The sequence below is a fragment of the Leptolyngbya sp. FACHB-8 genome, assembly GCF_014695575.1.
Lineage (GTDB): Bacteria > Cyanobacteriota > Cyanobacteriia > Elainellales > Elainellaceae > Vacuolonema.
In genome coordinates this window covers 79,390-95,029 of record NZ_JACJOO010000075.1, presented here as the reverse complement: position 1 = coordinate 95,029, position 15,640 = coordinate 79,390, and the positions used below count along the sequence as shown (strand labels likewise).

Annotated in this window: 5 protein-coding genes; 1 reads left to right on the top strand and 4 read right to left on the bottom strand. The window is 52.7% G+C overall.

The features are described 5' to 3' along the window. Positions 1–81 precede the first annotated feature (81 nt). The 4 genes from H6F91_RS21045 to H6F91_RS21030 all read right to left on the bottom strand — a co-directional run bounded on the left by H6F91_RS21045 (position 82) and on the right by H6F91_RS21030 (position 11,986). Positions 82–723 carry a UbiX family flavin prenyltransferase gene (locus H6F91_RS21045; RefSeq protein WP_190771324.1) on the bottom strand — a complete coding sequence of 214 codons (642 nt, stop codon included), beginning with the start codon at positions 721–723 and terminating at the stop codon, positions 82–84. A gap of 204 nt (positions 724–927) precedes the next feature. Then, positions 928–3,312, bottom strand: coding sequence for a ribonuclease R family protein (locus tag H6F91_RS21040; protein WP_190771325.1), 2,385 nt, complete (start codon positions 3,310–3,312; stop codon positions 928–930). Between the two features lie 692 nt (positions 3,313–4,004). Beyond that, positions 4,005–5,201 carry a glycoside hydrolase family 10 protein gene (locus H6F91_RS21035; protein WP_190771326.1) on the bottom strand — a complete coding sequence of 399 codons (1,197 nt, stop codon included), beginning with the start codon at positions 5,199–5,201 and terminating at the stop codon, positions 4,005–4,007. A 680-nt stretch (positions 5,202–5,881) separates the two neighbouring features. Beyond that, positions 5,882–11,986, bottom strand: coding sequence for a hypothetical protein (locus H6F91_RS21030; protein ID WP_190771327.1), 6,105 nt, complete (start codon positions 11,984–11,986; stop codon positions 5,882–5,884). 1,091 nt (positions 11,987–13,077) lie between these two features. On the opposite strand from H6F91_RS21030, the gene recJ reads away from it, so the two are divergent. Next, a complete protein-coding gene (recJ, locus tag H6F91_RS21025; RefSeq protein ID WP_190771328.1) occupies positions 13,078–15,423 on the top strand; it encodes a single-stranded-DNA-specific exonuclease RecJ in 2,346 nt (781 codons plus the stop codon). The last annotated feature ends 217 nt before the right edge of the window (positions 15,424–15,640 follow it).

The window sequence follows — 15,640 nt, the reverse complement described above, 5'->3', positions numbered from 1 at the left end:
GAATTGCTGCCACATCTCACACCAGACCCCAGAGTTATGCTATGGTTCGCGGCGACAACACGCTGGGGTCTGGTGTATTTGTTATTCAGGCTCGGATGACTCAGGATTTCGTCCTTCCCAACGCTGTAGAGGAACGCAATCAATGCCCACCTGATCGAGAGTCCGGGCCACAACAAAATCCACCAGATCTTCGATGGATTGGGGGTGGTGATACCAGGCGGGGATAGCCGGGACAATGCGGGCTCCCGCTTCAGCCAGAGTGGTGAGGTTGCGAAGGTGAATGAGACTAAACGGCGTTTCGCGGGGCACCAGGATGAGCGATCGCCCCTCTTTCAACTGCACATCTGCCGCCCGCTCTAGCAAATCCGAACTGAGCCCTGCCGCCAACTTGCCCACGGTGCTCATACTACAGGGAATCACGATCATTCCCTGGGTGCGAAACGAACCGCTGGCGATCGTCGCTCCTACGTCTCCCCAGGGGTGGCAGCGCAGCTTCCCTGCACTTTCCACTCCCGCCTGCTGTCGCCAGAATTGTTCCTGCCGCTCCGGTTCTACAGGAATTCGCTGACTGTGCTCTGCCTGCCACACCATATAGGTGGATTTGGAGGCCACCAGATCGACCGTGTAGCCAGCTTCTAAGAGGAACTTGAGCGATCGCACCGCATAAATCTGACCAGAGGCGCCAGTAATACCGAGAATGATGGGATGAGAAGAGGAAGGCACAGGCTAATTAAGAGTTAAGGTCAAGTGGACACAACGCCCCAACCTTGACCTTATATCAACTCCGGTTGATTCACCACATACAGCGCTTTGCGCTTGAATCAGTCACGGTTTTTTTGTGAGAGCCGCAGGTTCTTTAACCATCAGAAAAGAGCGTGACACGGAGTGCCACGCTCTTTCTTTAGTTTGCGTTGAGTTTGGAGGAGATTAATCTTCTGACTCAAACTCTTCGTGGTGTTCTGGCTCGGTAATGTTCAGATCCTCGTCATCGTCGCTGGCTTCGCTGCCGCCGCCTACAGCCAGCAGGTCAATTTGCTGACGGTAGTAGTCGACGCTCTTAACCTGAACTTCGACGCGATCGCCCAATCGGAACTGTTTGCGGTTCTTGCGACCCACCAGCTTTTGCTGGCGAGAGCGGAACTCGTACCAGTCGTCCTTGAGGGAGCTGACGTGAACCAGGCCTTCCACCAGCAGTTCTTCAATTTCTACGAAGAACCCGTAGGACTGTACGCCCGTGATGATGCCGTGGAACACTTCCCCGGTGCGAGCCTGCATATATTCGGCCTTCTTCAAGCCTTCCAGGTCGTCTTCGGCTTCCTGGGCCAGCTTCTCCTGCTCCGTCAGGTGCGTGACAACGCTGTTGAAGTATTCTGCCAGCTCGTCGTGCATGTCGGTGGGTAATACCGTCCAGCTAATGGCACCGTGGGCGGTGCTGCTGTATAGCTCGACTTTATCTTTGGAGCGGGTGGTCTTGCGATCGCGCCCATGCTCAAAGATGGCATGCAGCACCCGATGCACCAGCAGATCAGGATAGCGCCGTAGAGGTGAGGTGAAGTGGGTGTAAGCCGTTTCCAGGGCCAACCCAAAGTGGGCTCCGGAGGTGGTGCTGTAGACCGCAGGCTTGAGGGTTTCTAGCAGGAGGTAGGTCAGCACTCGCTCTGCTTGGGATTCCGCAAAGAACTGGGTGAGGTGCTGGTAGTCACGGGGGTGAACCTCCTCTTCCTTCTCGGGCTCGTATTCGATGCCCATGTTAGCCACCAGTTTCACCAACTCCTGCACATCCGCGGGGTCGGGGGTGCGGTGAACGCGGTAAACCGCAGGCACCTGCAGAGCGGCCAGGTGCTCGGCCACAAGCTGGTTTGCCAGCAGCATCAGCTCCGTGACAATGTTCCGCGCGGGCAGCACAGACGACACCACCATGGCTCCCAACTCCCCTTCGTCGTCGTATTGGAAGCGGGTAGAAAGGAATTTGCCGAGCTCGGGGTTGTGCTCTTCCGGGAAGATGCTCTCTGAGAGGCTGAGGTTGAAGGCTCCTCGCTTGAGACGCTGCTTCGCTAAAGCCTGGCTGATGAGGTTGAGTTGATCCATCAACTCAAACACAGGCTCTAGTGGCTTCAGCTCTTTCAGGGAGGGCAGGGGATAGGGAGATTCCGCGACGTCTTTCTGGTTGCGTTGCAGAATGGCCTGGGCCTGCTGGTAGTCCAGGTGGTGGTTGACCTGGATAATGCTCGGGTGAATCTCGTATTCCTGTACCTCGCCCTCGCTATTCAACAGAATCAGCAGGGACAGGGCCAGCCGATCTTCACCGGGCAGCAGGGAACAGATACGGTGCACCTGCTCGGGCAGCATGGGCACAACCACCTCGCCCAGGAAGACGGACGTCCCACGTTTCTGGGCTTCTACATCGATGGGCGATCGCGGCGCTACATAATACGACACATCCGCAATGTGTACGCCCAGACGCCACATGTCATCATCGACCTGCTCCAGGCTGAGGGCATCGTCGATGGCCGGGCTGTGGGGGTGATCTGGCCCATCGATGGTGATAACTGGAAGTGCCCGCAAATCCAGCCGCTTCTTCATGTCGGTCTTGCGGAGCTTGGTCGGCATATCCTTCGCTGCTTCCGTGACCGCTTCGCTAAAGTGGCGTGGCAAGTCATGTTTGCAGCAGACGATGTCAATGTCAGAGGCTTCCTGGGCATCCAGACCGAGGATTTGAGCGACCCGGCCAACGGGCAGGTTTTGGCCCAGGGGATAGCGCAGGATCTCAACATGCACCAGTTGATCCACGGCTTCATCCAGAGGCGGATCATCGCTGGGTAGGAGGTCCAGTTCAAACAAGAGGCGATCGTCTAACGGCATAGCCCGATAGCTCTTCTCATCGACCTTCTTAACGCGGGCCAGAACAGAACTATTGTTCCGCTCCAGAATCAGCCGCACTTCTCCTTCAGGGCTGCGGCGACGGCTGCCTTCTTTGGTAACCCGTACGAGAACGCGATCGCCATTCCAGGCTGTGTTCAACTGGCTTTCGCGGATATAAATATCCTCAGAACCTTCTACATCCTGAATGGCGAAGCAAAAACCCTTGCTGGAGCAGCGCAGTTTCCCTTCGACGACATCATCTTCGGTAACCCGGCGATATTTGCCCCGCTCTTTGGCCAGAATGCCAATGCGTTCCAGAGCATCCAGCGCAATGTGTAGCTGACGCAGACTGTCTTCGTCTTCACATTCGAGCTTTTTTTCGAGAGCTTTGGGAGCAACGAGCTTATCGTCCTGAAAGTTAGCAAGCAGTGACGCAATGGAAAAATTCATGTAGCGGTGAACCTCTTGTCACAGAATATAGTCCGACCCAAATCAGCAGACCAAAACTCTACGCAGTCTGCGGAACGCTGAACGAAACCAAAGAAATCGGGTCAACCAAAATGCTTCAGACCCGACATCAACGATTTCAAACTGGCTCAACGAGTGTCATCGCGATCGCAAGTTGACTCCAACTCCGATTTGAGTCACCCGGTGCCACCGACACTCCATCCTCAAAACCACCAGGAATTAGCTTTCGTCACATCCAGCTAATTTGGGCGATCGCAAGAACCCGCCGATGATCCCAGTTTCCGCAACGACCGTCTCAGAGAACCCAACCTTCCATTTTATTGAACAAACCACACATCTTACGAGGGTGCGATCGGCTCAGGTCGGTAGCCTTGAAACGAAACGAACTGGCAAGAACGTAGCCATTCAGAAATCACAACGTATTCCCAAACTACGCCCACCGTATTTATACTTTCCTATTTCGGTACCGATTGTCAAATTTCTTTGCAAGTTTCAATCGTTGGGGGGAAGTTATTTTGAGCCTCTCCACTTTTCATGTGCCTCAGGGTACATCCTAACTTTTGCAAATGTGGAAAGCCATTTTTGTAAGTGAAGCGGGCGAAGTTCGCCTCACTGAACAAAAGTGGGATGCACCCTGTACTTCGCGCAGGTAAATTAAGAGGCTCAAGAAATAATCAAACTGAATCATCCCAACCCAGATCGGGAGGCTCAGGACGACGGGCCGGAGTTGGGAATAGGCCGAGAAACAAGCTATCGCGATTGCCCAACGTTTCATAAAAGAAGAATGCAACCCCGGCATAGCGATGATCGCGTACGGCTTCTACCTGTTCGCTAATCAACTCCATATCGGTAATGTCGCCGCGCAGCCCTGTGAGAATTCCAACGCTAACCGGCAAAAATTCTCGGGCTACCTGCACATCTGCGCGCTCAATTTCAAAAATGAACCGCTCCATATCGCGCCGATAAATTTGCACAATCAACTCATCCACCAGGCCCCGGCGCTCCCAGGTGCCCCAATCTTGTAAATACTGTTCAAATGCAAATTCTCGGGGATTAGGGGATAGAGAGATAATGCAATTGGGTTTGATGGCCCGCACTTCGTTAACCACCCGACGCATCAAACGAGTAATTTGATTGGCTCGCCAGCGCACCCACTCTGGATCTGTCGGATCTTCTGGTGGCTCCGTTCCTGTTTCGGTTCGGTAACGGGCTACGGTCAACTCATCGTAACCAAACTCGACCGGTAAGCCAAAATGGTCATCCAGTTGAATGCCGTCGATGTCGTAGCGTTCGACTGCTTCTGTTAACAGCCCCACCATAAAATTCTGCACTTCAGGATGCAGCGGATTGAGCCATACCCGAGGAATGCGGCCTCCTTCCAGCCAGATGCGATCGCCATCTTGCTTGGTACTCAACCAATCAGGATGCTGCTTTGCTAGCTCTGATTCGGCTGGAGCCATCAACCCAAATTCGTACCAGGGAATCACGGCCATTCCATGGCGGTGGCCCTCGACAATCATTTCACCCAGCATATCCCGCCCCTCAAAACCGGGGTAGGGATCTTGCTCAACCCCAAACGTTGCTTTCGCAAGCGGACTGGGGTAGAGCGTGTAACCGCCATTCCAGACGGTGGGATAAAGGGTATTGAAGTTGAGGCGATGCAATCGTTGCAATCCCTCCACGAGGTTGCGGCTGGAAAACAAGACTTCACTATCGATATTGGTTAGCCAAATACCGCGCAGCTCGGCGGGCATTGGATCGGCAGCGATCGCCATGAGTGGGAAACGCAGTAGAAGCGCAACGGCCCAGCCCAGGGTGAACAGGGCGATCGCGGTAGAACGTTTATTTAGTAGAGGTTTCAGGGGGGACATGAGTAGAATCCGGCGCACCCAGGTGTAGGAGTTCCAGTGCAGTCACAAACCGAGCTCTATCGGGAAAAGCCGACAGAATTTGCGGCAATGTCTCAACGGGAGTCATCTGGTCGCCGCCCCTCATCATGCAACAAAATGATCTCTCCTGAGCGAGCTTGCTGCAAGACTTTATTGATAGTCACAGCAATTCTCAGTATGGAATTAGGCCCGAAAACCGCTTGCCGAAGGCAAGCGGTTTTCGGGTTTCAAAGCCAAGATTGCGCGCCCGTCGGGCGCGCAATCTTGGCTTTGAAGCTCATAATGATAACTGCTGTGATAGTCATGCTCGAACCGACCTCATGGTAAGAGTTTGGAGGCGATCGCGCTTCTATCCAAATATCTCTTGTATGGAGTGTGTGCGCCGTACACACTCCATACAAGAGATATGCACCAGGTACAAACCTTAAGCACTCTGTTAGACAGGTTATTGTTTGAAAAGCTTGACGGAGCGAGGCTTTTCAAACAATAACCTGTCTGATTCAGGGCGTTTTCGAGTGTCCCATGGTGTGTTGCACTCGGAAACGTCCTCAGATTTGAAAATACTAAAAATACAGAGAGTGGAAGTTTTGCTTCCACTCTCTAAAGTGTGACAGAGAGTGGAAGCAAAACTTCCACTCCCCAAAACGGTGTAACGAGAACGATTAGCCAATCACAAAGTTTTCACTGCTAATCTGCCCGACTCGAACGTTTTCCAACGTGGCCAGAATGGTAAACGTGTTACCTGCGCCCGACCCATTGGAATCAACTCGCACCTGGGTTGAATTGCCGACTCCAATCAGTCGTACAAACTGATTAAATTTGGCAAAAGATGTGTCGCCGTTATACTCGTCTCCCCGGAAGATCCCTGCCAGATTAATCACATCCTGATTGGCCTGGAAGTTACGGATGGTATCGCCCCCTTCAGCTAACGAGCTATAGGTGTACACATCCTCGCCGCCACCGCCGGTCAGAGTGTCACGGCCCAGACCGCCTACAAGTGCGTCGTCACCATTGCCACCATTAATCAAGTCGTTACCGGCTTCCCCGAAAATCCGATCATCACCGACTCCACCATCCAGGGAGTCATTGGCACCACCCCCCAGAAGGCGATCGTTGCCACCGCCTCCTGTAACAACATCGGTGCCTGCATCTCCATCAAGAATGTCGTTGCCATTCAATCCAGAAATGTTGTCGTTGCCACCGTTGCCAGCAATCGTGTCATTGCGTCTTGTGCCTCGGAGTGTGTTGTTGCCATTGTTACCGCTCCGACTTACTCCAGGGTCACCACCCGAGAAATCGATGGGTCGGGGTGCCCGAGCAGTCGTGCCCCGTATCCAGGAAACAGAGGCATCTGCGGCCAGAGGGCTACCGGAGGTGTCTGTAATGCCAGAGTTGGCAGCGACCAGCCGCAACTGATAGTCGCCAGCGGGAGCCGTCAAGTCTGCTAGACCCGTGATGGTGTAGCTTGTCTGCTCGGCGTTAGGGGTAATGGTAACTCCTGTTAACTCCACAGGTTGATTATCGCGAGTCAGCTGGAGGTCCTCTACATCAAAGCCGCTAACTGCTTCCCCAAACGTGAGAGTGACTGAAGCTGTGGCTGGGGTCTGACGGCTATCTTGTACTGCAGGAGTAATGGCTGTAAATGCAACAGATGTTTCTATTCCATCTACCAGCACTCCGGTCGTTGATCCAACTCCAACCAGTGTCAGAACTGCATCACTGCTCGCAGAATTTTGAATGGTTGCGCCTCCAAGGCTAATGCCAGAGCCTAGCGTAATTCCATCGGTGTCGGTATCACCCTCCGCGACGGTGTAGCGGAAGATCAAAGTGTTAGTGCCGCTACCCTCTGCATAGGCCGCGTTTACACTCGCGCCATTACCCAGGGTGATCGGTATGGCGGGTGTGCCACCTGTAACCGTAACAGGTTCGCTAAAGGTTACCGAGAATTCCAAAACCTCTCCAACACCATAGGTATCGGCGTTGGGAACCTGTACCGCCGTCACACCTGGAGGGGTTCCATCCACCAAAACACCGCTGGTGTCAGGCAGTGTATCCAACGTGAGGGTTGTGTCATTTCCAACAGCATCACGAATAGTTGCACCGTTGAGGTTCAGGGCCGAACTAATTTCAATCCCATCCGCATCTTCATTTCCATCCGCAACGGTGTACTCGAAGAGTAATGTGTTGGTGCCACTGCCAGAAACATAGGTGGCATCAACGGTGTTGCTACCAACGGTCAAAGGCAAGTTGGGAACTCCTCCGGTCGTGTCAATGGTTACGGGTTCGGAGAAGGTGAGACCGAACTGGAGGTTTTGTCCAATGCCGTAGGTGCCGTTTTGGGGAGGGGCGATCGCTGTAATCTCTGGTGCCACCGTATCCACCAGCACACCTGTCGTCTCCCCAATGCCAGCTAGCGTTAGCGTTGCAGTATTGTTAGCCGCATCCGTAATGGTGGCATCCCCTTCTAACTGGAGGTCGGTGCCTACTTCAATCCCATCGGTATCCACATCCCCTTCTGCTACGGTGTAACGGAAGGTATAGGTATTGGGCTCAGTGCCAGGCCCTTGTAGCTCGGCAACCACGGGTTCCCCAGTACCTATCGTAATCGGTAGACCAATTGAGCCCGTTCCAGCATTCAACGAGATAGGTTCGCTAAAAGTCACAGTAAAGTCGAGGGTCTGACCGACGCCATAATTACCCGCAGCGGGTACGGAAACCGCTGTAATGGTTGGTGCAACGGTATCTACCAGCACACCTGTGGTATCGCCTACGTCAGCCAGTGTCAGTGTTGCGCTATTGTTGGCCGCATCCGTAATGGTGGCGCCTCCCTCCAATGCCAGATCGGTGCCGACTTCAATGCCATCACTATCCACATCGCCTTCCGCCACCGTGTAGCGGAACAGATAGGTATTAGGCTCAGTACCAGCGCCCTGTAGCTCAGCAAAAACAGGGGTGTCACTTCCCACATTAATAGGCAGGCGAACTGAACCGTCCCCGAGCGTTAGAGTGATGGGTTCGCTAAAGGTGACGACAAAGTCGAGATTGTCTCCCACACCATAAGTACCAGCGGTTGGGCCACTCACGGATGTAATCGTGGGCGCAACCGTGTCTATTAGCACTCCAGTTGTATCACTAACCCCAGCCAGCGTTAGCGTTGCGCTGTTGTTGGCGACATCGGTAATAGTGGCACCCCCCTCCAACGCCAAATCTGTACCGACTTGAATCCCATCGGTATCCACATCCCCTTCCGCTACGGTGTAACGGAACAGATAGGTATTAGGCTCAGTACCAGCGCTCTGGTACTCCGCAAAGACAGGAGTGTCGCTCCCTAGGTTAATGGGAAGACGAATGGAACCGTCACCGGCCGTTAAAGTGACGGGCTCGCTGAAGGTAACAACAAAGTCAAGCTCCTGGCCTGCTCCGTAGGTGCCCGCAGCAGGCCCAGACACAGCCGTAATTGTAGGTGCTGTTGTATCAATCAAGACGCCTGTAGTATCGCTGACGCCAGCCAATGTCAGTGCTGCACTGTTGTTAGCCACATCCACAACGGTGGCGTCCCCTTCCAATGCCAGATCAGTACCGACTTGAATTCCATCGGTATCCACATCCCCTTCCGCTACGGTATAGCGGAACACATAGGTGTTAGGGTCAGCACCAGCACCTTGCAGCTCGGCAAAAACGGGCTCGCCTTCTCCTACGGTGAGGGGCAAACGGATTGACCCAGTGCCCGGTTCTAGGGTAACGGGCTCGCTGAAGGTGACGACAAAGTCGAGGGTTTGACCAACACCATACGTACCAGCCTCAGGCCCAGACACAGCCGTAATCGTGGGGGCTGTTGTATCGATCAGGACACCAGTCGTGTCACTGACGCCAGCGAGGGTTGGGGTAGCGCTATTGTTTGCAGCATCTACAACGGTGGCATCACCCTGTACTTCCAGATCAGTACCCACTTGAATGCCATCAGTGTCTACGTCTCCTTCCGCGACAACATAGCGGAAGACATAGGTGTTGGGTTCAGTACCAGCGCCCTGTAGCTCGGCAAAGACAGGCTCACCTTCTCCTACGGTGAGGGGCAGACGAATGGTCCCAGAACCAGGGGTGAGGGTAACAGGTTCACTGAAGGTGACGATAAAGTCGAGATTCTGGCCCACGCCATAGGTACCGGCAGTTGGCCCCGTGACAGAGGTAATGGTAGGTGCTGTTGTATCAATCAGGACGCCTGTGGTATCGCTGACTCCAGCCAATGTAAGGATAGCGTTGTTACTGGCAGTATCTGAAACGGTAGCATCCCCTTCCAGTACCAGGTCAGTGCCCACTTGAATCCCATCGGTGTCGACATCCCCTTCTGCTACGGTGTAGCGGAAGACATAGGTGTTGGGCTCTGTGCCAGCGCCCTGTAGCTCGGCAAAGACAGGCTCACCTTCTCCTACAGTAAGGGGCAGACGAATGGTTCCAGAACCAGGGGTGAGGGTAACAGGTTCGCTAAAGGTGACAACGAAGTCGAGGGTTTCACCTACACCATAGGTACCGGCAGTTGGGCCAGTCACTGCTGTAATGGCAGGTGCAATGGTGTCTACTAAAACCCCAGCCGTGTCACTGACACCAGCGAGGGTTGGGGTAGCGCTATTATTTGCAGCATCTACAACGGTGGCATCACCCTGTACTTCCAGATCAGTACCCACTTGAATGCCATCAGTGTCTACATCTCCTTCCGCGACAACATAGCGGAAGACATAGGTGTTGGGTTCAGTACCAGTGCCCTGTAGCTCGGCAAAGACAGATTCACCTTCTCCTACGGTGAGGGGCAGACGAATGGTCCCAGAACCAGGGGTGAGGGTAACAGGTTCACTGAAGGTGACGATAAAGTCGAGATTCTGGCCCACGCCATAGGTACCGGCAGTTGGCCCCGTGACAGAGGTAATGGTAGGTGCTGTTGTATCAATCAGGACGCCTGTGGTATCGCTGACTCCAGCCAATGTAAGGATAGCGTTGTTACTGGCAGCATCTGAAACGGTAGCATCCCCTTCAAGTGCCAGGTCAGTGCCCACTTGAATCCCATCGGTGTCGACATCCCCTTCTGCTACGGTGTAGCGGAAGACATAGGTGTTGGGCTCTGTGCCAGCACCTTGTAGTTCGGCAAAGACAGGCTCACCTTCTCCTACAGTAAGGGGCAGACGAATGGTTCCAGAACCAGGGGTGAGGGTAACAGGTTCGCTGAAGGTGACAACGAAGTCGAGGGTTTCACCTACACCATAGGTACCGGCAGTTGGGCCAGTCACTGCTGTAATGGTGGGTGCTGCGGTATCGATCAGGACGCCGGCTGTATCGCTAACGCCAGCTAGGGCCAGGAGTGCACTATTATTCGCAGCATCCACAATGGTGGAATCCCCTTCCACCACAAGGTCGGTGCCTACCTGAATACCATCCGTATCGACGTCCCCAGCAACTACGGTGTAGCGGAAGACATAGGTGTTGGGTTCTGTGCCGGCACCCTGTAGCTCGGCAAAGACAGGCTCACCTTCTCCTACCGTCAGGGGAAGCCGGATGGCTCCTGTGCCCGGAGTCAACGTGACTGCCTCACTGAAGGTGACGACAAAATCTAGGGTTGCACCGATACCGTAAGTGCCCGCAGCAGGCCCAGTTACAGTGGTAATGGTGGGAGCAATGGTGTCCACTAGAACTCCCGTCGTATCACTGACACCAGCTAGGGTTAAATTTGCGTTATTGTTTGCGGCATCTGCAACGATCGCACTATTCTGCAACGCCAACTCAGTGCCCACCTGAATCCCATCGGTATCGACATCCCCATCAGCGAGGGTGTAACGGAACACATAAGTGTTGGGTTCCGTGCCAGGGCCTTGAAGCTCGGCGAATACAGGCTCACCTGTGCCCAGGGTAAGGGGTAGACGAAGCGCACCTGTTTCGGGGGTCAGAGTGATGGGTTCGCTAAAGGTGACGACAAAATCGAGGTTCTGGCCTGCACCATAAGTGCCCGCAGCAGGCCCGGTTACGGTTGTGATGGTAGGTCGAATGGTGTCAATCAGGATACCCGTGGTATCGCCAACGCCAGTTAGAGTAGGGGTTGCCACCGTATTGTTAGCCGCATCCACAATTTTGGCATCGCCTTGTAACTCAAGGGCTGTACCTAACTGAATACCGTCGGTATCCAAGTCTCCTTCGGCTACGGTGTAGCGGAATTCGTAGCTGTTAGGAATGGAAGCGGCGCCCTGAAGGACTGCATAGACCGGCTCACCGGTACCTAAGGTGAGGGGTAGGCGAATTGACCCGGTTCCCGGTTCGAGTGTGACGGTTTCACTGAAGGTCACAATGAAATTCAAGGCTTCCCCACTGCCATACGTGTCATCGGTGGGTACGGAGACGCCTGTAATGGTAGGGGAAACAGCATCAACGAGAAGACCCGTCGTATCACCAACCCCGACGAGGTTGAGGGTTGCACTCGCGTTGTTGGCGTCAACAATCGTCGCTCCACTCGCTAACTCAAGGGCTGTACCTAACTGAATGCCGTTGCTGTCGAGGTTGCCGTCTACGACGGTGTAGCGGAATTGATGAGTTGTGGAAGATGCGCCTGTTCCTTGCAGAACGGCATAAACAGTACCCCCAGTATCCAGCGTGATGGGAATACGAACTGAATCACTACCGGTTGGGGTAATGGTCACAGCTTCGTCAAAGGTAACGGTGAAGTCCAGATTTTGTTGGAGCCCGTACGTTTGATTGGTAGGAAGGGTGACGCTTGTAATACTGGCCATGGGAAACCTCTACAGGAACAAAAGATTGGCAAAAGCTAGATTTGGAACTGTTGCAATGACCACTCTGACCTGATCTGAGTGAGAATAAAAAAGACGCAGGAACGGGATGAATCAACGAAACAGATACGTTTAGCTGTTGTTCTTCCTGAAAAAAGCCATGCGGATACTCGGGATATGTTACAGAAATCCCGAAGGCGATCGCCGGCCCGGTTTTGCCTATTGCTTGCAGTAACTCAAGGATTGAAAAAGAACCTTAAAGCACTTGGTAAAGGGAACCATAAATGGGCTTTATCAAAACAAAAGACAAAGCAGAAGAATAACCCCCTTTAGATAGACAAACACCCTTTCGAAAGAACTCTTTCTCCCACATCAAATATGGGTTTCGTCTTAAAGAACACAAGAATGTTTTAACCAAAAAACTATTCTTTTGAACCGATTTTTTTTAGACTCATCCCGAATAACTACGGAGATCCCCATCAGAGTCAATAAAAAAAGCTACATGATGAATCAAAGAATGTACCCAATCAGGAAAACCATGTTGCTAAATATTTTTTTACAAAACGACTCACGAAATATTGAGAAGATACGTAAATTCGAATTCCGAAAGTGTTTGCCTTGACTAGGTTTATCAAAAATGCCGGTTTACCAAGCCCAAGGCAGTCGATACAAATCTGCCCGTGCTTTTATCCTCTTGTATGTTCACGTTACGAACTGGTATAAAAAGAGGCTAATTTTGAAGTATTTGAATGGTTAATCTTTTACGGGTTGTTCTTTACGAAAAACCAATCTTTAAATAATATCAACTGAAAGAGTATTGACGCTGATAGAATTTCGTTGCCTAATTTTAGCCTTTTCAGGAAATTTGATGTCAATCTGTTGTTGTGAATACATTGCTATTCTTAGCAACTATTCGAGATGTTGATGTTTTGTACGCTACTTCCTCAAAACATCAATATCGCGAACCTCATTCAGATATTTGTGCTTCCCAGTTCTGAGGATGGAGCGCTACATAACATGGATGGCTGGAGTACGCATGTTCAACTATGGGGTACTTATTGCAAGATAGAACTAGTCGGTCACGTGGAGTCTGAATGCCTGACGTAGCACCATGGCAGCTTCAGCCAAAGGCAGAATTGCCAGAAGCATTTATCAAAGCTGTGGCACAATATATGCCTGATTCATCTGGCATGTGGGCCGCCCAGTTGCTGTGGCAGCGGGGCTTGCAAGATATTGAAACTGTCCGTCGCTTCATTAATCCAGCCCATTACGTTCCTGCGTCGCCATTTGCGTTTGGAGATGAGATGGAGTGGGCGATCGCCCGCCTTCAAAAAGCTCGTGAACAGGGAGAGGCGATTGCCATCTGGGGCGACTTTGATGCCGACGGCGTAACCGCCACTTCTGTTCTTTGGGAAGGGTTGGGGCAATTCTTCTCGCAGGAAGAAAAACTTGTCTATACCATCCCCAATCGCTTTACAGAATCCCACGGGTTGTCGATAGCAGGTATTGAGCGACTGGTTGCTCAAGGTTTTCGCGTGATTGTCACCTGTGATACGGGCAGCACCAATCTTCGGGAAATTGAACATGCCCGTGAGCTGGGCATCGACATCATTGTGACGGATCATCATACGCTGTCAGAAACTCGGCCTCCGGTCGTGGCGCTGATTAATCCGCGATCGCTCCCTCCAGACCATCCCTTCGCCACCTTATCGGGGGTAGCTGTAGCCTACAAGCTCGTCGAGGCTCTTTATGAGACGCTACCTCAAGTTCCTACCCAGCCTTTAGAGGATCTATTAGATCTGGTGGCGATCGGGTTAATTGCTGACCTGGTGGAGTTGAAGGGAGATTGCCGCTATCTAGCCCAACGGGGCATTCAACAATTGCGGAAGAACCGGGATGCCGTTCCACCCCGTCCTGGTGTGGCGAAACTATTAGAACTGTGTCAGGCCAGTGGCGATCGCCCCACTGATATTTCATTTGGCATCGGCCCCCGCATCAACGCTATCAGCCGCATTCATGGCGATGCTCGATTCGGAGTAGAACTGCTAACCAGCCGCGACCCCATCCGCTGCCAAACCCTGGCAGAAGAAACGGAGATGGCGAATACCCGTCGCAAAGCCTTGCAGCGAGATGTGGTGACCCAGGTGAAAACCCAACTGGCTCAACAGGATCTATCGACTACCGCAGCTATTGTTCTGGCCGACCCTCAGTGGTCACCCGGTGTGCTTGGCCTTGTCGCCAGCCAGATTGCTCAGGAGTATGGCCGACCGACAATTCTACTCAATACGGAGACAGGGACTGCCCGAGGCTCTGCCCGTTCTGTTAACAACATTGATCTCTATCGCCTGGTCAAACAGCAAGAGCATCTCCTTCAAAGTTTTGGCGGCCATCCCTTTGCTGCCGGGATGAGCCTACCCGTCGAAAATCTGCCGCTGTTCGCTGAGGCCATCAACCGACAACTACGTCAGGAGCAGTTTGCCATAGGGTTCCCGCTAGGAGCTACGCTAGAAGCCGACTTAGACGTAACGGTTGCGGATTTAGGGAAATCCCTCTTCCGGGAACTGAGTGTTCTAGAACCTTATGGTTTGGGGAATCCAACCCCTCGCCTGCTGCTGCGTAATTGCTGGTTCGAGCGGGTATGGAATCGTAACATTCAGGATTTCCGTAACCGAGCCGTGCGTTACATTCGAACGGTTTTTGAAATTCGCGATGATACGGGAAGCCGATTCGATGGAGTTTGGTGGGGCCATTATAAGGATGAAATTCCGTCGGGGCGTTGTGATGCGATCGCCGAACTCGACTACAACGCCAGCAAGAACCAGTTTGAAATCCGCCTGATTGCTGTGCGCTCCTGTTCAGATTCTCCCGAAGCGCTAGCCGTAACCCCACGGGTCAATTGGATCCTAGACTGGCGCACGCAAAAGCCAGAAGCATTCTCCGATGACGGGCCAGTCTTGAAAATGACCCAATGCCCTAGCCGTTGGGATGAGCTGAATGTCTGGTTCCGTAGAGCAACTCAAGAGGGAACCCAGTTAGCTCTGGCCTATCCTCATCCAACAGAGCGGCCATCTATTGATGTATGGCAAGATCTCGTTGGCATTGCCAAATACTTGAGCCGTACTGGACACACCGTTCGACGCAGCCAAATTCTTGACAAGTTGGGGATTGGCGATCGCCCTCTCCAACTTGGTTTTTATGCCCTGAAACCGCTAGGATTTGTGGTGACAGCCAATGACAATCAGTTGGGAATACAGCAGGCGGCTCCTGTTGAAACGGCACCGAGCATGTCTCCTGAACCCTCTCTAGATACAGAGGCAACTCAATGTATCAGCCGATTTCTAGAAGCCGTTCAAGAAGAACAGTTCCGCCGGCGCTTTTTCTACACCGTCCCTCTTGAAACTCTCCAGGCCATGGCAGCCAGGGTGAAGTTAGACACGTGAGCTAGAACATCCAGATCGAGTGGGAGCAGTTATCTCAGTTCTGGATGTCCTAGCTCACGTGATACTAGTAGACTGCGGCCTAAGTTTGCAACCCATGTTTTTGTGTAGGGTGCGAAGCACCCTACACAAAAACATGGGTGATGGATTTCCGCCTCAGCGTACTAGCAATACCAATTCAATATGAAGATGCGCCTAATATTGTACGTTCCGCTTAGGC